Origin of the sequence: Pseudomonas sp. FeS53a (assembly GCF_000931385.1) — a bacterium.
GTDB classification, from domain to species: Bacteria; Pseudomonadota; Gammaproteobacteria; order Pseudomonadales; family Pseudomonadaceae; genus Metapseudomonas; species Metapseudomonas otitidis.
This window is the reverse complement of record NZ_JYFT01000051.1, coordinates 1-17,345: the sequence shown is the minus strand read 5'-3', so window position 1 is coordinate 17,345 and position 17,345 is coordinate 1. Positions and strand designations below refer to the sequence as shown.

The following is a 17,345-nucleotide window of genomic DNA, read 5'->3' as shown; positions in this document are numbered from 1 at the left end:
GGGTGGTGGCCTGGGGCGCGGGGGTGGCGATGATGACGTGGCTGAAGGGGCCGTGGCTCTGGCCCTCGGCGTCCAGCAGGCTCCAGTGCTGCTCGCCCCGGAACACCTCGGTGATGCGGCAGCTGAAGTTCACCGGCAGCGCGCCCATCAAGGCCCGGGTGATGGCGCTCATGCGCGGGGTGCCGACCCAGCGCACCTGCTCGTCCGGGGAGGGCGAGAGGGTGCCGTTGCGGAAGTTGTAGAGGGTGGGCGTCCACTCGGCGACCCAGCCGCGCTCGCGCCATTGCTGGACGACTTCGTTGAAGCGGCGGTCGCGGGCGGTGAAGTACTGCGCGCCCAGGTCCAGGGAGCCGGCGTCGCTGCGCTTGCTGGCCATGCGTCCGCCACTGCCGCGGCTCTTGTCGAAGAGCTGCACGGCATGCCCGGCGGCGCTCAGCGCCTGGGCGGCGGAGAGGCCCGCGAGGCCGGTCCCGATGATTGCGATGGGTGTGTTCATGGTCTACCTCGATACCTTTGTGCGTGACTGCAGGTCGGGCTGACAAACCTGTACAGATTGCTTGAATTGTACAGGGATGATCGGTTCCAATCGCGATGCCTTCAAGGGGTGTGACCGTGATGGAGCCAACCTGTGCCCCGTCATGATTCAGACTAGGGCGATATTTCCAGTTGGTGCCATGCGAGGAGGATGCCATGCACATATTGCTGACCGGCGGTACTGGGCTGATTGGAAGCGCCCTGTGCCGGCGCTGGGTTGCCGAAGGCCACCAACTGACGGTCTTGAGCCGTCGGCCCCAGGATGTACCGCGCCTGTGCACCGCTTCGGTGCGTGGCATCGCCCGGCTGGAAGACTACGGGGACGGCCCGCTGGACGCGGTGGTGAACCTTGCCGGCCAACCCGTTGCCGACCGCCCCTGGACTCGTGCCCGCAAGGCCAGCCTGCTGGCCAGCCGCGTGGCGCTGACCGAGCGCCTGGTGGCCTGGCTGGGTACCCGCAGCCAGCGCCCGGCGCTGCTGCTCAACGGCTCGGCGGTGGGCTGGTACGGCGACGGCGGTGAGCGTGAGCTGCGCGAGGACGCCCCACCCGGACAAGGCGACTTCGCCAGCGAGCTGTGCCAGGCCTGGGAAGACGCCGCCCGTGACGCCGAGGCCCTGGGCATCCGCGTGGTGCTGCTGCGCATCGGCCTGGTGATGTCGCCCCGTGGCGGCTTTTTGTCGCGCCTGCTGCCGCAATTCCGCTTCGGCCTCGGCGGCACCATGGGCAGCGGACGCCAGTGGTGGCCGTGGATTCATCTGGAAGATCAAATCGCCGCGATGGATTTTCTTTTGCGGCTGGACGGCGCGAGCGGTCCCTATAATGCGTGCGCGCCGCAGCCGGCCCGCAACGCCGACTTCGCCCGCAGCCTGGGCCGTGCCCTCGGGCGGCCGGTCTGGCTGCCGACGCCGGCTGCGGTGCTGCGGCTTCTGCTGGGGGAAATGTCGATCCTGATGATCGGCGGCCAGCGGGCCCTGCCCAGCCGATTGCTGGAGGCCGGCTTCACCTTTCGTTTCAACGACCTCGACCGGGCGCTGGCTGACCTGGTCGGGCCCAAGAAGGATGTTCCATGACCGATCACGCGCTGCTGCTGGTGAACCTGGGTTCGCCGTCGTCCACCTCGGTGGAGGACGTGCGCCGCTACCTCAACCAGTTCCTCATGGACCCCTACGTCATCGACCTGCCCTGGCCGCTGCGCCGCCTGCTGGTGTCGCTGATCCTGATCAAGCGGCCGGCGCAGTCGGCCCACGCCTACGCCTCCATCTGGTGGCCCGAAGGCTCGCCGCTGGTGACCCTCAGCCGCCGCCTGCAAGAGGCCACCCGGCCGTTCTGGCCCCACGGGCCGGTGGCCCTGGCGATGCGCTACGGCGAGCCCTCCATCGAGAACACCCTGCAGGAGCTGGTGCGCCAGGGCGTGAAGCGCGTGACGCTGGCGCCGCTGTACCCGCAGTTCGCCGACAGCACCACCACCACCGTCGAGCAGGAGACGCGCCGGGTCATCGCGGCCCACGGCCTCAAGCTCCAGGTGCAGGTGCTCGACCCCTTCTATGACCAGCCCGAGTACCTGGACGCCCTGGTGGCCAGTGCCCGCCCGCACCTGGAGCAGGGCTTCGACCACCTGCTGATGAGCTACCACGGGCTGCCCGAGCGTCACCTGCACAAGGCCGACACCAGCGGCAGCCACTGCCTGAAGGGCGCTGACTGCTGCCAGCGCGCCGAGGGCCAGGTACTCGCCCGCTGCTACCGCGCCCAGTGCTACCGCACCAGCGAAGGCTTCGCCGCACGCATGGGGCTGCAGCCGGGCCAGTGGTCGGTGTCCTTCCAGTCACGCCTGGGGCGCGCCAAGTGGATCGAGCCCTACACCGAAAGCCGCCTCGACGAACTGGCGGCCCAGGGGGTGAAGAAACTGCTGGTGATGTGCCCGGCCTTCGTCGCCGACTGCATCGAGACCCTGGAAGAGATCGGCGACCGCGGGCGCGAGCAGTTCATCGCCGCCGGCGGCGAGGACCTGGTGCTGGTGCCCTGCATGAACGACCACCCGCAATGGGCCCAGGCCCTGGCCAGCCTTTCCGGCAAGGCCCAGCGCCTGCTCTGAGCATCAGCCCAGGGGCAGCCCGGGCATTCGCCTGGCCTATAAGGCCGCTGCCCCATCCCGCCTGCACCTAAGCTGGGCGCTCCTTCCACCCGTCGTGCGCCGCACTGGCGGCGCCGAGGAGAGCCCATGCAGAACAACAACAACGGCTATCCCTCGGGCCTGCGAGCCTGGACCACCGTCGCCATCCTGATGGTGGCGTACGTGCTGTCATTCATCGACCGGCAGATCCTCAACCTGCTGGTGGGCCCCATCCGCCGCGACTTGGTCATCAGCGACACCCAGATGAGCCTGCTCATGGGGCTGTCGTTCGCGCTGTTCTACACCGTGTGCGGCATCCCCCTCGGACGCCTGGCCGATACCCGCAGCCGACGCGGGCTGATCGCCATCGGCGTGCTGTTCTGGAGCGCCGCCACTGCCGCCTGCGGGCTGGCCAAGCTCTACTGGCAGTTCCTCGTCTGCCGCATCGGCGTGGGCGTCGGCGAGGCGGCCCTGTCGCCGGCGGCCTATTCGCTGATCGCCGACAGCTTCCCCCGGGAGCGCCGTGCCACCGCCATCAGCGTCTATTCAATGGGGGTGTACCTGGGTTCTGGGCTGGCCTTCCTGGTGGGCGGGCTGGTGATCAAGTTCGCCTCGGCCCAGGGCGACGTGCACCTTCCGCTGCTGGGGGACGTGCGGCCCTGGCAGCTGATCTTCCTCATCCTCGGCGCCGCCGGGGTGCTGTTCACCTTGTTGATGCTGGCGGTGCGCGAGCCCGAGCGGCGGGGCGTCGGTTCCGGCGTCGCGGTGCCGCTGTCGGAAGTCGGCCGCTACCTGCGCAGCAACCGCCGCACGGTGCTGTGCCACAACCTCGGCTTCGCCGGGCTGTCCTTCGCCGGCTATGGCAGCGCGGCCTGGATTCCCACCTACTACATCCGCACCCACGGCTGGGATGCCGGGCACGTCGGCGTCGTCTACGGCTCCCTGGTGGCGGTGTTCGGCTGCCTGGGCGTGGTGTTCGGCGGGCGCCTGGCGGACTGGATGGCCAAGCGCGGCCGCAGCGACGCCAACATGCGCGTCGGCCTGCTCGCTGCCCTGGGGGCGCTGCCGCTGGTGATCCTGTTCCCGCTCCTCGACGATGCCGCCTGGGTGACCGTGGTGATGGCGCCGACGGTGTTCTGCCTGAGCATGCCCTTCGGCGTGGCGCCGGCAGCGATCCAGGAGATCATGCCCAACACCATGCGCGGCCAGGCTTCGGCCATCTACCTGTTCGTCATCACCCTCATCGGCCTCGGGCTCGGCCCCACGGCGGTGGCGCTGGTCACCGACTTCGTCTTCGCCGATGACCTGGCCCTGCGCTGGTCGCTGCTGATCGTCACCACCTTGGCGGTGGGCAGCTCCGTGGTGTTGCTGTGGATGGGCCTCAAGCCGTATCGGGAGAGCGTCGAGCGGCTGAAACAATGGGTGGCGCCCAGCGTGATGCCGGCGGCGAAGCTGGCGGATGCCTGATCCGGGGAGGGGGGAATGGTGGGCTGAAGCCCACCCTGTGCGGTGTCGGTTGGCCCGTGTGGTGTTGCATGAGCGCCCAATAAAAAGCCCCGCGATGGCGGGGCTCTTTATTGGGGCAGGACTCAGATGTCCGGTGTGTCGTCCGCAGCCTTGTGCTTCCAGGTCTGGTGACCGGGCAGGATCAGGTTGAGGGCGATGGCGACGATGGCGCAGAGGGCGATGCCCTTGAGGCCGAAGTCGTCCTGGCCGGTACCGGTGCCCACCAGCATGCCGCCGATGCCGAACACCAGGGTGACGGAGACGATCACCAGGTTGCGCGCTTCGGCCAGGTCCACCTGGTGGCGAATCATGGTGTTCAGGCCCACGGCGGCGATGGAGCCGAACAGCAGGCAGAGGATGCCGCCCATGACCGGCACCGGGATGCTCTGCAGGATGGCGCCGAACTTGCCGATGAAGGCCAGGCCGATGGCGAATACCGCCGCCCAGGTCATGATCTTCGGGTTGTAGTTCTTGGTCAGCATCACCGCGCCGGTCACTTCCGCGTAGGTGGTGTTCGGCGGGCCGCCGAACAGGCCGGCGGCCGAGGTGGCCAGGCCGTCGCCCAGCAGGGTGCGGTGCAGGCCCGGGGTCTTCAGGTAGTTCTTGCCGGTCACGCTGCCCACGGCGATGACGCCGCCGATGTGCTCGATCGCCGGGGCCAGGGCCACCGGGACGATGAACAGGATGGCCTGCCAGTTGAACTCGGGGGCGACGAAGTTGGGCAGCTCCAGCCAGGGCGCCGCCGCGATCTTGGCGGTGTCCACCACGCCGAACCAGAAGGACAGGACGAAGCCCACCAGCACGCCGGCGATGATCGGCACCAGGCGGAAGATGCCCTTGCCGAACACTGCGACGATCAGGGTGGTGAGCAGGGCCGGCATGGAGATCCACATGGCGGTGCCGTAGGGGATCAGCTGGGTGCCGTCACCGCCCTTGCCCATGGCCATGTTGGCGGCGATGGGGGCCATGGCCAGGCCGATGGAGATCACCACCGGGCCGATCACCACCGGCGGCAGCAGGCGGTCGATGAAACCGGTGCCTTTGATCTTCACCGCCAGGCCCAGGAAGGTGTAGACGAAGCCCGCCGCCACCACGCCGCCCATAGTCGCGGCCAGGCCGAACTGGCCCTTGGCGAGGATGATGGGGGTGATGAAGGCGAAGCTCGATGCCAGGAACACCGGCACCTGGCGCCCGGTCACCAGCTGGAACAGCAGGGTGCCCATGCCGGCGGTGAACAGCGCGACGTTCGGGTCCAGGCCGGTGATCAGCGGCATCAGCACCAGGGCGCCGAAAGCCACGAAGAGCATCTGCGCGCCGGACAGCACCTGGCGCCAGAGCGGATCGTTGTAGTCGTCGCTCATGGATCAGGTGTCCTTCTGCTTGGTGCCGAAGATCTTGTCACCGGCATCGCCCAGGCCCGGGATGATGTAGCCATGTTCGTTGAGCTTCTGGTCGATGGAGGCGGTGTAGATCATCACGTCCGGGTGGGCGTCGTTGACCACCTTGATGCCCTCCGGCGCGGCCACCAGCACCATCGCGCGGATTTCCTTGCAGCCGGCACGCTTGAGCAGGTCGATGGTGGCGACCATGGAGCCGCCGGTGGCCAGCATTGGGTCGATGATCAACGCCAGGCGCTCGTTGATCTCCGGCGCCAGCTTCTCCAGGTAGGTGTGGGCTTCGAGGGTTTCCTCGTTGCGCGCCACGCCCACGGCGCTGACCTTGGCCCCCGGCACCAGGCTGAGCACGCCGTCCAGCATGCCGATGCCGGCGCGCAGGATGGGCACCACGGTGATCTTCTTGCCGGCGATCTTCTCCACCTGCACCGGGCCGGCCCAGCCCTGGATCTCGTAGTTCTCCAGGGGCAGGTCGTTGGTGGCTTCGTAGGTGAGCAGGGCGCCGATTTCCTGGGCCAGTTCGCGGAAGTTCTTGGTGCTGATGTCGGCGCGGCGCATGAGGCCGATCTTGTGGCGGATCAGCGGGTGGCGGATCTCTCGAATGGGCATGTGGAATCACTCCGGCGGGCTGGCAAAAAAATCGCGATAGATTAAAGCATTGCCCGTGCCATGTCGTGAGATGACTCATGGGTCACAGGGCCGCGGGCTTCCCCTGTGGGCGCGCTTGGCGCACCATCGCTCACTCGTCCGGCAGGGCTTGCCGGGAGGAGGGCGGATGGGTAACGTTGCGCCCTTTTTTTATTGACGCCCCGGACAGCTTCCGTCGGAAGCGGGGCCCGACCAGCCGACCTGAGGAACCCTCGCCATGCCCGTCGATCTCGCCCACATCCGCCAGGTAATGGCCGAAGCCGATTGCCTGTTCACCGATGCCCAAGTCGAGGCCGCCATCGACCAGGTCGCCGCCGCGATCAACGTCGACCTGGCCGAACGCAACCCGGTGGTGTTCTGCGTGATGAACGGCGGCCTGATCTTCGCCGGCAAGCTGCTGCCCAAGCTGGCCTTCCCCCTGGAACTGTCCTACCTGCACGCCACCCGCTACCGCAATGAAACCAGCGGCGGCGAGCTGTTCTGGAAGGCCAAGCCGGAAATCTCCTTCATCGACCGCGACGTGCTGATCATCGACGACATCCTCGACGAGGGGCACACCCTCGCCGCCATCATCGACTTCTGCAAACACGCCGGTGCCGCCCGCGTGCACACCGCCGTGCTGATGGACAAGACTCACGACCGCAAGGCCCGCCCGGACCTGAAGGCCGACTACAAGGGCCTGGACTGCGAAGACCGCTACATCTTCGGCTACGGCATGGACTACAAGGGCTACTGGCGCAACGCCGCCGGCATCTTCGCCGTCAAGGGCATGTGACCCTCGTGGCTGCACGCTTCCTCGACCAGGCGCTGTTCGATGGCCTGGCCGCAGGCGCCGCGGCCAGCCCGCGCCTGCGCCAGCACCACAACCTGCACGCCATGGAGGAGCCCTGCCACCGCCTGGCGGTGGGCCTCCAGCCCGGCACCTACATCGCCCCCCATCGCCACCTCTGTGCCGACAAGGCCGAGACCTTGCTGGTGCTGCGCGGCCGCCTGGGGCTGATGCTGTTTACGGACGACGGCGCGCTGCAGGAGACCCGCCTGCTGGAAGCCGGCGGTGAATGCGTTGGCGTCGACCTGCCGCCCGGGCAGTTCCACGCCCTGGTGGTGCTGGAGCCGGACAGCCTGCTGTTCGAATGCAAGGCCGGCCCCTACCGCGCACTGGCGGAGGGCGAGTTCGCCCCCTGGGCGCCCCGGGAAGGGGAGCCGGGTGTCGCCGACTACCTGGCCTGGATGCGCGCGCAGTTCGCCTGACTCACCCCGCCGGCTCTCCCACCCAGCGCAGCGCCTTGGCACGCGCCTGCTCCAGGGTCTGCACATAGGCCAGGCGGCCCTCCTCGCGGCGGATGCCGGCGCGGCGCAGTTTGAGGCGCACGCGCGGCGTGGTGCCCACCAGCACCAGGCCGATGCCCTGCCGGCGGTAGTCCTCCAGCAGGCTTTCGAGGGCCGCCAGGGCCGTCATGTCCAGCAGCGGCACGGCGCTGATCTCCACCACCACCACACGCACCTGCGGGTTGAGCATGCGCAGCACGCTCAGCGCCTTGTCGGCTGCGCCGAAGAACAGCGGGCCGCTGATCACGTAGGGCACCACGCTGGCCGGCAGTTCACCTAGCGCGCGCTGGGCATGGCCGGGCATGGGCTGGGTGTCGGTCAGCTCGCTCATGCGCTTGATGAACAGGCCCGCCGCCAGCAGCAGGCCGACGCCCACCGCCAGCACCATGTCGAACAGCACCGTCAGCACCAGGCACACCAGCAGCACCACCACGTCGTTGCGCGGGGCGATGCGCAGGGTGTGCAGCACATGGCGTGCCTCGCTCATGTTCCACGCCACCATCACCAGCAGCGCGGCCAGGGCCGCCATCGGCAGGTAGCTGAACAGCGGGGCGAGCAGCAGCATGGCGGTCAGTACCACCCCGGCGTGGATGATGGCCGCCAGGGGCGAGAAGGCCCCGGCGCGGACGTTGGCCGCCGTGCGGGCGATGGCGGCGGTGGCGGTGATGCCGCCGAACAGCGGCGCCACCAGGTTGCCCAGGCCCTGGCCGACCAGCTCGGCATTGGGGTCGTGGCGGGTACCGGCCATCCCGTCGGCCACCACCGCGCAGAGCAGGGATTCGATGGCGCCGAGCATGGCGATGGCGAAGGCCGGCGCGAGCAACTGGCGGATCAGCTCGAAGGACAGCCGCAGCGGCTGGCCATCGGCACCGGGCAGGTTCCACGGCCAGGCGAAGTCCGGCAGGAAGGGCGGGATGCCGGGGTGGCTCACGCCGTCCACGGTGTAGCTGAAGCGCTCGCCCAGGGTCGCCACCGGCAGGCCGAGGGTGTCCAGCAGCAGACCCAGCAGGGCGCCCACCGCCAGGGCCACCAGGTGCCCCGGCACCTTGGGCACGAAGCGCGGCCAGACCAGCAGCACCGCCAGGCACACCATCGCCACCAGGGTGTCGCCCAGGTGCGCGCCGGGCAGTGCCAGGGCCAGCAGCTCCACCTGCTCCAGGTAGTGCTGCGGCGTATGCGGCAGGCTCAGGCCGAACAGGTCCTTCACCTGCAGGGTGGCGATGACGATGCCGATGCCGGCGGTGAAGCCGAGGATCACCGGGTAGGGGATGAACTGGATCAGCCGCCCGAGTCGGCCCAGGCCCATGGCCAGCAGGATCAGCCCGGCCATCAGGGTGCACAGCAGCAGGCCGCCGAGGCCGTACTGCTGGGTGATCGGCAGCAGGATCACCACGAAGGCGGCCGTGGGGCCGGAGATGTTGAAGCGCGAGCCGCCGGTGAGGGCGATCAGCGGCGCCGCCACCAGCACGGTGTAGAGCCCGTGTTGCGGCGCCACGCCCACGGCGATGGCCAGCGCCATGGCCAGGGGGATGGCGATGATGCCGACGGTGACCCCGGCGCCGAGGTCGCCACGCAGGCGCTTCCACGAATAGCCCGCACGCAGGGTCTGGCGGAGGGCGGCGAACAGCGGCACGTTGGGCGTCATGGCGGCTCCTTGGCTGAAGGCCGGATTATAGGGCGGTCAGCACTGAGCGGTGTTGATCGGGCGGCTTGCGTCAGGGAAGCGACAGCCCCTAGAGTGCCCCGCTTGACCCAGCCGGGAGTTGCCGATGTCTCGCCGTACCCGCTTTGCCTGTGCCCTGCTGCTGCTGACCAGCCTGCCGCTGGCCGCCGCGCCGGCTCCGACCGCTCCCGCCGCTCCGCCCCACGCCGCCTTCCTGCCGCCCGACGATGCCGGCCTGCGCAGCGAACAGCCGGACCAGCAGGTGCTGCTGCAGGTGGTGGACTTCAGCGTCACCCTCGGCAACCAGCGCCAGTCCAGCCAGCAGCCGATCCCGATCACCACGCCGACCCTGGTCAAGCTGCGCGCCAAACCGGTGAGCAAGGCGGCCAGGGCCGGTGACCTGAGCACGGTGCTGATCCACTTCGAGGCGGACGGCAAGAGCCTGAAGAAGGCCGCCTACGACGCCGAGTCGCGCACCCTCACGTTGAACTACCCGCTGTCCCAGTACCGCCCGGTGCTCGACCTGCTGCGCAACGGCGGGCCGATCTACTGCCAGTTCCTCAGCTACCCCAACGGCCACGTGTGGGCCGACCTGCACCTGGGGCCGGTGCGGGTGCGTTGAGCCCCGGCCCGGCCCGGGGGTACACTGCCGGCCCCCAACGTGCGGCCAGAGAGAGCGAACGATGCGCAAAGACAAGAAGCAGGTGATTGGCGAAGAGATGAGCGACGACGCGATCAAGCTGTTCCTCGACTTCGAGCCCGCCGACGGCACCCCGCCCTCCCTGCACAAGCTGGTCAAGGCCTACCGTGGCCTGCGCATCGACGACTTCGAGCGCTTCCTCGGCTTCTTCCGCGAAGCGGGCCTGGACCTCGATGCCCGCGACGCCCAGGGCCAGGATTTCATCGCGCTGATCCGCGACCAGCGCCAGGCCGAGCCCTACATCGAAGCCGTCCAGGCGGCCCGTGGCTGACGCGCCGTGACCTGTCCACCGGAAACCCGCCCTCGTGCGGGTTTCTGCATATATGGGCCGCGGAAAAACCGTGACCCAGCACACGAACCCCCGAACCGAAAGGAGTGAGCCATGACCAGGGACGACGCCCAGCGCCAGTGGCAGCAACAGACCCTCGCCTACGCCCAGGCGATCAACGCCTATGTGGAGCGTGGCCTGCGCGACGGCTGGGACAACGCCGGCAAGGAGCCCAGCGCCGAGGGGCGCGAGGCGCTGGTGCCGCACCTGCTGGAAGCGTTGCGCGACGCCAACCGCAATGGGCAGGTGGAGGCACTGCGCGACGCCTGGCCGCCGGCCCACGAGCCGCTGTTCGGGCACGTCAACGAAGAGGGGCAATGCATTGCCCAATTGGCGCTGCTGGACGACGGTTCGGTGCTCGCCCGCGTTGGCGCCACCTGGGAAGCCGGCCGGGTGGTGCGCATCCACGCCGATCGGGTGGAGGAGCTGCCGGGGCTGGAGTACTTCGGTGCCTGCCCGAACCGCCGTTTCTACGCCACCGCTGATGCCGCCGGCGTGGTGGTGCGTGAGGGCTGGGAGGGGCCCGAGGTGCTGCGCTGTGCCTGGCCCCGTGGCACCGAGGACGCCCCGGAAGGTGTGGAGCTGCAGCCCATCGAGGGCTTCCCCCGGCCGACGCGCCTGCAGCCGTTCCCGGATGGCCGGCGCGTGTTGCTGGTCAGTGCCGACGGCATCTTCGTGCTGGCGGCCGACGGCGCTCGGCGCCTGTACCCGGACAACGCCATGCTGCTGGAGTCCGCCGAGCCGGACGAGCCCCAGGGCACCGGCCTGTCCATGGAGCACGGCGCGGTGTCGGCGGATGGCCGCTGGATCGCCTTCGGCGCGCAGGACGGTCGGCACCAGCTGTTCGACGGCGAGCTGAACCCCGTCGCCCAGATCGGCCCCCACGGCGAGTACCCGCATTTCGCGCTGTTCAGCGGCGATGGCCGCAGCGTGGCCTTCAATGCCTGCCACTTCTACAACGGCGGCACCATCGCCGTGGACCTGGCGCGCGCGCCTGGCCTGGATTCCGACTACTACGAGGACGTCGAGGGCGTGACCCTGATCGAACCGGGCGCGCGGGTGTATGCCGGGGTGTCCATGGGCGACCGCTTCGTCCTCGGTGATGCCTATGGCTACCTGCGTTGCGTGGATGCGGCAGGCAATGCGGTGTGGCAGCACTACCTGGGTTCGACCCTGAGCGCCATGGACCTGTCCGCCGACGGCCGCACCCTGGTGGCGGCCAGCTACGCAGGGGTGGTGTCGATCATCGATCTGGAAGCCGGGCGTCCGGCGTGGCAGATCGGCACCGGCAATCACCGGGAGCGGCGGCGGTGGCTGTTCTGGAAGAGTGAGGAGCGCCCGCTGGCCTGGTGAGCGGCGGTCGTAACGGAGAGTCGGCATGGCCATAAAAAAACCGCCCATAAAGGGCGGTTTTTTCATTGGCACCCGGCTCAGCCGGCAGAAGCGGTGGCTTCCGGTGCCTGGGCGTCGATCAGGCCAAGGCGGGCGTCGGACTGGCGGCTGATCTGCCGGTACAGTTCGGCGTCGTCCTGCAGCGCCTTTTCACGGGCCGGGAAGATCTCCTTCAGCTTGCTGCTCCACTCGGCAGAGCGGGCCTGTTCGCCGAAGCAGCGCTCGATCAGGTTGAGCATGATCGACACGGTGACCGAAGCACCCGGGGAAGCGCCCAGCAGGGCGGCGATGCTGCCGTCCTCGGCCGAGACCAGCTCGGTGCCGAACTGCAGGATGCCGCCTTTCTTGGCGTCCTTCTTGATGATCTGCACGCGCTGGCCGGCGATCTCCAGGCGCCAGTCCGCCGGATCCAGGTCCGGGTAGAACTTGCGCAGGGCGTCCAGGCGCTGCTCCTGGGACTGCATCACTTCCTTGATCAGGTAGCGGGTCAGGTCCATGTTGTCGCGGGCCACGGCCAGCATCGGGCCGAGGTTGCCGGGACGTACCGAGAGCGGCAGGTCGAGGAAGGAACCGTGCTTGAGGAACTTGGTGGTGAAGCCGGCGTAGGGCCCGAACAGCAGGGATTTCTTGCCATCCACCACGCGGGTGTCCAGGTGCGGCACGGACATCGGCGGGGCGCCCACTTCGGCCTGGCTGTAGACCTTGGCCTGGTGGCGCTTGACCACCTCGGGGTTGTCGCAGCGCAGCCACTGGCCGCTGACCGGGAAGCCGCCGAAGCCCTTGCCTTCCGGAATGCCGGACATCTGCAGCAGCGGCAGGGCGCCGCCGCCGGCTCCGAGGAAGACGAAGCGTGCGGACACCTCACGGGTGCTGCCGTTCTGGGTGTTGCGGATGCTGACCGACCAGCCGCTGTCGGTGCGCTTCAGGCCGGTGACCTTCTGGAAGTAGCTGACCGCAGTACCCGGGAGGGTGGTCAGGTAGGCCAGCAGCTTGTTGGTCAGGGCGCCGAAGTTCACGTCGGTGCCGTTTTCGGCACGGGTCGCGGCCACGGCTTCGTCGGCCGGGCGGGCCTGCATCATCAGCGGCATCCACTTGGCCAGGGTCTCGCGCTCTTCGGAATACTCCATGTGCGAGAAGGCGTGGTGCTGGCTGATCACCTCGAAGCGCTTGCGCAGGAACGGGATGTCCTTGCCGCGCACGAAGGACAGGTGCGGAACCGGGTTGATGAAGTCACGGGCGCTGCCGAAGGCCGGCTTCCCGCTCATGTAGGCCCAGAACTGCTTGGACACTTCGAACTGGGTGTTGATGAGCACCGCTTTCTTGATGTCGATGGAGCCGTCGGCTGCCTGGGGGGTGTAGTTCAGTTCGCACAGCCCGGCATGGCCGGTACCGGCGTTGTTCCACGGATTGGAGCTCTCCACGGCACCGGATTCGCGGAGTTCCGCGATTTCCAGCTTGATGCCCGGATCGAGTTCCTTCAGCAGTGTCGCCAGGGTAGCGCTCATGATGCCGGCCCCGACCAGCAACACGTCCACTGCTTCGTTCTCGTTTTGCGCCATTGCTCGCCACTCTCTCGTGAAGTAGTGAAAAACCGTCATCTCACGCTCTTTTGGAGACGTGAACCTCAAAAGAATCGCCTGCCTAGAGGCAGGCCGCTTCCATCGCGCGATGACACGCTACGTCCATGCAAAAGCGTTTGCATATCGGGCGGAAACAGCAGCAGGCCAGTAGTTGGCAGCGCGAATAGTGGGCGGCTCTCTGTGGGGCTGTGTGAAGTGCCGGCGCGAGGCGCGGCGGGTGTTGCGGGGCCCGATCAGGAGTCGACCTTATAATCGGGGGGCGATTGTAGCGGAGAAAGCGGGCGTGTTGAGCGTTTCCCGTGACTTTTATTCATCCATCGGTCAGGCCGCCAACGCGCGGGGCCTGCGGGCGTCCCGAGTGGCCTGGGAGAGGCGTGCACGCACCGGCAGGGGCTGGCCGATCCAGGACGGGGAGGGCTCGTCCACCTCGACCCAGTGACCGCTTGCCGGGGCCTGGGTGGCCTGGTGCAGGCCGCGGCAGATACCGGCCTCGTCCAGTAGGGCGAAGTGGCGGGGKTGGGCACGGGGGGCCAGCAGGGACCAGAGGGACATCATCGTCGGGCTCTCCTTGGGTTCGGCACCGTTATCCCATCAGGGCGTGACAGGGTCATGACAGGAACCGAGCGGCCCCGGGCGCTGTCAGAACGCCATCGGCGTGTGCTCTGTCGGCGGGCCCGCCGGCTCGCTTATACTGCCGGCCTTTCGTTTCCGAACCTGGAGAATCAAGCATGCTGAACCGCGCGTTGCTCGGCCTGCTGGCCGCCCTCAGCCTGACCCTGGTCGGCTGTGCCCTCAGCCCGCAACAACTCAGCCCGCAACCCAAGCTCACCGGCCCGCTGACTCCGGTCGGCCAGGGCCAGCCGGTGGTGGTGCGGGTCGCCGATGGTCGTCCTTCCCCGGTGCTGGGCACCCGTGGCGGCCTGTACGCCGACACCAGCAACGTGACCGTGCAGGGCCAGGACATCCTGCCGCGCCTGCAGGCCGAAGCCGAGGCCGCCGTGCGCCTGCTGGGCTTCACCCCGTCGCCCAACGCCTACAACGCTCCCCAGCTGACCCTGACCCTGGCCGAGCTGAAGTACCAGTCGCCTAAGGAAGGCATGTACGTGACCGAGGCGGACATCAGCGCCACCTTCCGCGTCGACGTGCAGAACGCCACCCGTCGCTACAGCGGCCGCTACGGTGCTTCGCTGAACCAGCGCTTCGGCACCGCGCCGAACCAGGAGACCAACACCAAGCTGGTGAGCAATGTCCTGAGCGATGCGCTGACCCGCGCCTTCAAGGACCCGACCATCGGCCAGCTGCTGCTGCAGTAAGCCAGTCGATGACGAAAAACCCGGCCTTGAGCCGGGTTTTTTGTGCCTGCGATTCGCCCTAGGCGGGGGTCAGGCACTCGGGGCCATCGAGCTTCGGGTCGTTGACCAGGGTGGCCAGGGCGCGTTCGCGCAGGGGCGGGGTGGGGCCGTCGAGCAGGGCGTGGATCCTTTCCTGCGGGGTGTCGGCGTCCAGCCAGGCGCGCTGGCCGTCGGCGTCCAGCACCAGGGGGCGGCGCAGGTCGGCGGCCGGGCGGGTGATCAGGGCCAGGCTGAGGTACTCGGTGTCGCCGACCGGGAAAGGCTCCCAGAGTGCGGCGAAATGCAGCAGGGAGGTCTCGCTGCTGACCCAGTAGGGCCGCTTGCGCACCCCGCGCCATTCATAGAAGCCGTTGGCCGGTACCAGGCAGCGGCGGCGGCGCAGGGCGTCGCGGAACATCGGCTGTTCGGCCACCGTTTCGGCCCGGGCGTGGGCGGGGGTGCGCGACAGGTCGGTCAGCCAGGCCGGGGTCAGGCCCCAGCGGGCCAGGTCCAGTCGCTGGATGCCGTCCTGCTGGCGCAGCATCAGTACCTGCATGTTCGGCGCGAGGTTCCAGTGCGGGCGCTGGTCGGCGGGGAAGCCGGGCAGGGCGGCGAAGTCGGGGGACCAGCGGAACAGGGCGAAACGTCCGGACATGGGCTTCTCGGTTCAGCACAACAGGGTGCCGGGGCAGCCTTCCGGCTCGTCCCCGGGCACGGGCGAGGCGGCATTGTACGTGGCGATCAGGCACCGTGCCTGTTCGGCATCCGCCTCGTCCACCATCAGCCCCAGCAGCCCGGCACCGGGCAGTTCGCCAACGCCGCCGAGCAGGTGGGCACCGGCCAGGTGGGCGGTGATGCCCTCGCTGGCGAGCATGCCCAGCAGCAACTGGGCCTCGATCAGGTCGCGGGGCTCGTAGATGCGTTGCATCACTCGTCCTCCCGGCGCACGTCCAGGCTCCAGTCGAGCCCGTCGGTGCGCAGGTCGAAGACGATCGGCCGGCAGCACACCGGGCAGTCCTCGATGTACTGCTGGTCGCCGCTGGACAGGTCGAGCAGGGTGTCCACCGCTTCGCCGCAATATGGGCAGTCGTACGCTTGTGTCTCCAGCATGTCGCCATATTCCCCTGTGACTTGAAGGTATAATCGCCGGTCTACTTCTGGCCCCGGATTGCGGGGCGACATCCTTATCCACAGCCGCAGCAGAACAAGAGAACACGATGGGCGAATTCGAAGCCATCCGACCCTATGACGACGCCGAGGTGCCCGCGGTTCTGGCACGCCTGTTCGCCGACCCGGCCTTCATCGGGACGCTCACCCGCTACCGCTTCCCCCGGCTGGCAGGTCCGCTGGGCTGGCTGCTGAGGCCTGTTATAGCCCATCGGCTGCGCCGTGAGTTCCAGGGCATCGAGTCCGTGCATGCGCTGCAGGACAAGATCGAGCCCTACGTGGACACCACCATCGAGCGTGCCACCGATGGTGTCACCTACTCCGGGGTGGACCGGCTCAAGCCCGGCGGGGCCTACCTGTTCGTCGCCAACCACCGCGACATCGTGATGGACCCGGCCTTCGTCAACTACGCGGTCTACCACGCCGGCATCCCCACGCCGCGCATCGCCATCGGCGACAACCTGCTGCAGAAGCCCTTCGTCAGCGACCTGATGCGCCTGAACAAGAGCTTCATCGTCCACCGCAACCTGGCCGGGCGCCGCGAGAAGCTGGCGGCCTACCAGTTGCTGTCCGCCTACATCAACCATTCGATCCGCGAGGACGGCCAGTCGATCTGGATCGCCCAGGCGGAGGGCCGCGCCAAGGACGGGGATGACCGCACCGATTCGGCGATTCTCAAGATGTTCCACATGAGCCGCAAGGACGAGGCGTTCGCCGACGTGGTCCGCGACCTGCACATCGTCCCGGTGTCCATCAGCTACGAATACGACCCCTGCGACCAGGCCAAGGCCCGCGAGCTGTACATCCGCGCCACCACCGGCGGCTACGAGAAGGCGCCGGGCGAGGATGACGCGAGCATCGCCCTCGGCATCACCGGCTACAAGGGCCGGGTGCACGTGGCCTTCGGTGGCGAGATCGTCGACGAGGCGGTGGATGCCAAGCAGCTGGCGGCGGAGATGGACCGGCGCATCCTCACCGGCTACCGGCTGTTCCCGGTGCACTACCTGGCCTACGCGATGTGGGAAGGACGCGACGAGGCACTGGCCGTGCCGGCGCTGGAAAGCCTGTTCGGGGCCGAGGAGATTGCCCGTGCGCGGGCCGAGTGGCAGCGCCGCCTGAACGCCTGCCCCGAGGCGCATCGCCCGTGGCTGGTGCTGCAGTACGCCAACCCGGTGCGCAACCAGTACCGCACCCAGGCGGGCCTGCCGCTCTGAGGGCGAACAGGCCACAGCAAAACGGCGACCCTCGGGTCGCCGTTTTTCATTCTGCAGCGGACTGCGCGGTCAGAGCTGGGTGCTGGCCCAGGACACGCCGAGGGCCACGGCCAGGGTGAAGCTGCCGAAGGCGTAGAAGAAGCGGTTGATCTTCTGGCTGCGTTCGTCGACCGGGGCGTCCTGCTCCAGTTCTTCCAGATCGCTCTCCACCACCAGGCGGGCCGAGGCGCGTTGCTCGCGCAGCCGGGTGGCCGTGAGCAGCCAGCTGCCGATGACGGCGAAGAACAGGGCCAGGCCGTTGACCGCCTGGTGCGGGTGGGCCTGGTAGAGGGACCAGAGTGCCTGCAGGGACATCATCAACTCCGCGGCAGGCACAGCCTGCGACTACGACCAGCGGGCCCGGGGCGGGCCACGAAAACGGCGGCGAGTCTAACGGAGGGGCGGGGCG

20 protein-coding genes are annotated in these 17,345 nt (G+C 68.4%); 10 read left to right on the top strand and 10 right to left on the bottom strand.

Annotation, left to right across the window (positions count from 1 at the left end):
• The coding region (locus SZ55_RS14845) for an NAD(P)/FAD-dependent oxidoreductase (RefSeq protein ID WP_044407453.1) at positions 1-496 on the bottom strand (496 nt) is incomplete at its 3' end.
• Between the two features lie 194 nt (positions 497-690).
• Here SZ55_RS14845 and SZ55_RS14840 point away from each other — a divergent pair.
• The 3 genes from SZ55_RS14840 (at position 691) to SZ55_RS14830 (ending at position 4,112) form a co-directional block, all read left to right on the top strand.
• Entirely contained in the window at positions 691-1,605 is a 915-nt protein-coding gene (locus SZ55_RS14840) for a TIGR01777 family oxidoreductase (RefSeq protein WP_044407450.1), read from the top strand.
• Positions 1,602-2,627: a ferrochelatase gene (gene hemH, locus SZ55_RS14835; RefSeq protein ID WP_044407447.1), complete on the top strand. Its 1,026-nt coding sequence runs from the start codon at positions 1,602-1,604 to the stop codon at positions 2,625-2,627. The genes SZ55_RS14840 and hemH overlap by 4 nt, the downstream gene beginning before the upstream one ends.
• Positions 2,628-2,753: 126 nt before the next feature.
• Positions 2,754-4,112, top strand: a complete 1,359-nt coding sequence (locus tag SZ55_RS14830) for a spinster family MFS transporter (protein ID WP_044407444.1) — start codon at positions 2,754-2,756, stop codon at positions 4,110-4,112.
• 122 nt (positions 4,113-4,234) lie between these two features.
• On the opposite strand, the gene SZ55_RS14825 is transcribed toward SZ55_RS14830, so the two are convergent.
• Together SZ55_RS14825 and upp are read right to left on the bottom strand one after the other, a co-directional pair.
• Positions 4,235-5,512 carry a uracil-xanthine permease family protein gene (locus SZ55_RS14825; RefSeq protein WP_044407442.1) on the bottom strand — a complete coding sequence of 426 codons (1,278 nt, stop codon included), beginning with the start codon at positions 5,510-5,512 and terminating at the stop codon, positions 4,235-4,237.
• 3 nt (positions 5,513-5,515) lie between these two features.
• Positions 5,516-6,154 carry a uracil phosphoribosyltransferase gene (upp, locus tag SZ55_RS14820; protein WP_044407439.1) on the bottom strand — a complete coding sequence of 213 codons (639 nt, stop codon included), beginning with the start codon at positions 6,152-6,154 and terminating at the stop codon, positions 5,516-5,518.
• A gap of 256 nt (positions 6,155-6,410) precedes the next feature.
• On the opposite strand from upp, the gene SZ55_RS14815 reads away from it, so the two are divergent.
• Together SZ55_RS14815 and SZ55_RS14810 are read left to right on the top strand one after the other, a co-directional pair.
• Positions 6,411-6,968 carry a hypoxanthine-guanine phosphoribosyltransferase gene (locus SZ55_RS14815; protein WP_044407436.1) on the top strand — a complete coding sequence of 186 codons (558 nt, stop codon included), beginning with the start codon at positions 6,411-6,413 and terminating at the stop codon, positions 6,966-6,968.
• Between the two features lie 5 nt (positions 6,969-6,973).
• Entirely contained in the window at positions 6,974-7,444 is a 471-nt protein-coding gene (locus SZ55_RS14810) for a WbuC family cupin fold metalloprotein (protein WP_044407456.1), read from the top strand.
• Between the two features lies 1 nt (position 7,445).
• On the opposite strand, the gene dauA is transcribed toward SZ55_RS14810, so the two are convergent.
• A complete protein-coding gene (gene dauA / locus SZ55_RS14805) occupies positions 7,446-9,167 on the bottom strand; it encodes a C4-dicarboxylic acid transporter DauA (protein ID WP_044407433.1) in 1,722 nt (573 codons plus the stop codon).
• 124 nt (positions 9,168-9,291) lie between these two features.
• On the opposite strand from dauA, the gene SZ55_RS14800 reads away from it, so the two are divergent.
• From SZ55_RS14800 to SZ55_RS14790, 3 genes are all read left to right on the top strand, one after another.
• Positions 9,292-9,807 (top strand): hypothetical protein, encoded by a 516-nt coding sequence (locus tag SZ55_RS14800; RefSeq protein WP_044407430.1) that lies wholly within the window; start codon positions 9,292-9,294, stop codon positions 9,805-9,807.
• 61 nt (positions 9,808-9,868) lie between these two features.
• Positions 9,869-10,156, top strand: coding sequence for a PA4642 family protein (locus SZ55_RS14795; RefSeq protein WP_044407427.1), 288 nt, complete (start codon positions 9,869-9,871; stop codon positions 10,154-10,156).
• Positions 10,157-10,267: 111 nt separating this feature from the next.
• Complete coding sequence (locus SZ55_RS14790; protein WP_044407424.1) at positions 10,268-11,566, top strand: WD40 repeat domain-containing protein; 1,299 nt, start codon at positions 10,268-10,270, stop codon at positions 11,564-11,566.
• Positions 11,567-11,643: 77 nt separating this feature from the next.
• Here SZ55_RS14790 and mqo read toward each other — a convergent pair whose 3' ends face one another.
• Both mqo and SZ55_RS14780 read right to left on the bottom strand, forming a co-directional pair.
• A complete protein-coding gene (gene mqo, locus SZ55_RS14785; protein WP_044407421.1) occupies positions 11,644-13,164 on the bottom strand; it encodes a malate dehydrogenase (quinone) in 1,521 nt (506 codons plus the stop codon).
• Between the two features lie 342 nt (positions 13,165-13,506).
• On the bottom strand, positions 13,507-13,737 hold the full coding sequence (locus SZ55_RS14780) for a hypothetical protein (protein ID WP_236692428.1): 231 nt from the start codon (positions 13,735-13,737) through the stop codon (positions 13,507-13,509).
• A 176-nt stretch (positions 13,738-13,913) separates the two neighbouring features.
• On the opposite strand from SZ55_RS14780, the gene SZ55_RS14775 reads away from it, so the two are divergent.
• Positions 13,914-14,498 carry a YajG family lipoprotein gene (locus tag SZ55_RS14775; RefSeq protein WP_044407415.1) on the top strand — a complete coding sequence of 195 codons (585 nt, stop codon included), beginning with the start codon at positions 13,914-13,916 and terminating at the stop codon, positions 14,496-14,498.
• 58 nt (positions 14,499-14,556) lie between these two features.
• Here the strand turns inward: SZ55_RS14775 and SZ55_RS14770 are convergent, their stop codons facing one another.
• Genes SZ55_RS14770 through SZ55_RS14760 form a run of 3 tightly spaced genes read right to left on the bottom strand, consistent with a single transcriptional unit; the run spans position 14,557 to position 15,626 of the window.
• Positions 14,557-15,171 carry an SOS response-associated peptidase gene (locus SZ55_RS14770; RefSeq protein WP_044407412.1) on the bottom strand — a complete coding sequence of 205 codons (615 nt, stop codon included), beginning with the start codon at positions 15,169-15,171 and terminating at the stop codon, positions 14,557-14,559.
• Between the two features lie 12 nt (positions 15,172-15,183).
• Positions 15,184-15,444: a putative signal transducing protein gene (locus SZ55_RS14765; protein WP_044407409.1), complete on the bottom strand. Its 261-nt coding sequence runs from the start codon at positions 15,442-15,444 to the stop codon at positions 15,184-15,186.
• Positions 15,444-15,626: a CPXCG motif-containing cysteine-rich protein gene (locus SZ55_RS14760; RefSeq protein WP_044407406.1), complete on the bottom strand. Its 183-nt coding sequence runs from the start codon at positions 15,624-15,626 to the stop codon at positions 15,444-15,446. Before SZ55_RS14760 ends, SZ55_RS14765 begins: the two co-directional genes overlap by 1 nt.
• 107 nt (positions 15,627-15,733) lie before the next feature.
• On the opposite strand from SZ55_RS14760, the gene SZ55_RS14755 reads away from it, so the two are divergent.
• Positions 15,734-16,897 (top strand): 1-acyl-sn-glycerol-3-phosphate acyltransferase, encoded by a 1,164-nt coding sequence (locus SZ55_RS14755; RefSeq protein WP_044407403.1) that lies wholly within the window; start codon positions 15,734-15,736, stop codon positions 16,895-16,897.
• Positions 16,898-16,966: 69 nt separating this feature from the next.
• Here the strand turns inward: SZ55_RS14755 and SZ55_RS14750 are convergent, their stop codons facing one another.
• A complete protein-coding gene (locus tag SZ55_RS14750; RefSeq protein WP_044407401.1) occupies positions 16,967-17,251 on the bottom strand; it encodes a hypothetical protein in 285 nt (94 codons plus the stop codon).
• Positions 17,252-17,345 lie beyond the last annotated feature (94 nt).

Coding starts and splice junctions, on each gene's coding strand:
- SZ55_RS14770 (WP_044407412.1), bottom strand. CDS start 15,171: ATGTCCGGACGTTTCGCCCTGTTCCGCTGGTCCCCCGACTTCGCCGCC.
- SZ55_RS14790 (WP_044407424.1), top strand. CDS start 10,268: ATGACCAGGGACGACGCCCAGCGCCAGTGGCAGCAACAGACCCTCGCC.
- SZ55_RS14795 (WP_044407427.1), top strand. CDS start 9,869: ATGCGCAAAGACAAGAAGCAGGTGATTGGCGAAGAGATGAGCGACGAC.
- SZ55_RS14830 (WP_044407444.1), top strand. CDS start 2,754: ATGCAGAACAACAACAACGGCTATCCCTCGGGCCTGCGAGCCTGGACC.
- SZ55_RS14815 (WP_044407436.1), top strand. CDS start 6,411: ATGCCCGTCGATCTCGCCCACATCCGCCAGGTAATGGCCGAAGCCGAT.
- SZ55_RS14755 (WP_044407403.1), top strand. CDS start 15,734: ATGGGCGAATTCGAAGCCATCCGACCCTATGACGACGCCGAGGTGCCC.
- SZ55_RS14800 (WP_044407430.1), top strand. CDS start 9,292: ATGTCTCGCCGTACCCGCTTTGCCTGTGCCCTGCTGCTGCTGACCAGC.
- SZ55_RS14765 (WP_044407409.1), bottom strand. CDS start 15,444: ATGCAACGCATCTACGAGCCCCGCGACCTGATCGAGGCCCAGTTGCTG.
- hemH (WP_044407447.1), top strand. CDS start 1,602: ATGACCGATCACGCGCTGCTGCTGGTGAACCTGGGTTCGCCGTCGTCC.
- SZ55_RS14840 (WP_044407450.1), top strand. CDS start 691: ATGCACATATTGCTGACCGGCGGTACTGGGCTGATTGGAAGCGCCCTG.
- upp (WP_044407439.1), bottom strand. CDS start 6,154: ATGCCCATTCGAGAGATCCGCCACCCGCTGATCCGCCACAAGATCGGC.
- SZ55_RS14750 (WP_044407401.1), bottom strand. CDS start 17,251: ATGTCCCTGCAGGCACTCTGGTCCCTCTACCAGGCCCACCCGCACCAG.
- SZ55_RS14775 (WP_044407415.1), top strand. CDS start 13,914: ATGCTGAACCGCGCGTTGCTCGGCCTGCTGGCCGCCCTCAGCCTGACC.
- SZ55_RS14760 (WP_044407406.1), bottom strand. CDS start 15,626: ATGCTGGAGACACAAGCGTACGACTGCCCATATTGCGGCGAAGCGGTG.
- dauA (WP_044407433.1), bottom strand. CDS start 9,167: ATGACGCCCAACGTGCCGCTGTTCGCCGCCCTCCGCCAGACCCTGCGT.
- SZ55_RS14825 (WP_044407442.1), bottom strand. CDS start 5,512: ATGAGCGACGACTACAACGATCCGCTCTGGCGCCAGGTGCTGTCCGGC.
- mqo (WP_044407421.1), bottom strand. CDS start 13,164: ATGGCGCAAAACGAGAACGAAGCAGTGGACGTGTTGCTGGTCGGGGCC.